This is a genomic window from Stutzerimonas marianensis (assembly GCF_022810315.1).
Taxonomy (GTDB): domain Bacteria; phylum Pseudomonadota; class Gammaproteobacteria; order Pseudomonadales; family Pseudomonadaceae; genus Stutzerimonas; species Stutzerimonas marianensis.
In genome coordinates this window covers 1-251 of the sequence record NZ_JALGRD010000044.1, presented here as the reverse complement: position 1 = coordinate 251, position 251 = coordinate 1, and the positions used below count along the sequence as shown (strand labels likewise).

The 251-nt window shown below is 51.0% G+C and carries 1 protein-coding gene; it reads left to right on the top strand.

The genetic code is table 11. From position 1 onward, the window contains the following. Window positions 1-251: hypothetical protein (locus MST27_RS22195; RefSeq protein ID WP_243608012.1), on the top strand; the 251-nt coding region annotated here is incomplete at both ends.

Here is a 251-nt window from a genome sequence, read left to right as displayed (position 1 = left end):
GGTGTTTATTCATTCAATGATGTGGCTGTTGGAGACCGAACGATAACTGCGGCTGCGACAGGGTACATCACGAACACAAAGACCGTCACGGTGACAGATGGTGGCGTCGCTGATGGAAGAATAGAATTAACTCCTGGAGTTACTCCAACTCCAACGCCGCCTTGCGAACCGGTAGAATTAGATGCTGAACCGGAGCCTCTGAAGCTGTTGAGAGAAGAAAGCGCAACGGAAACGGTAACGGTGACATGCAG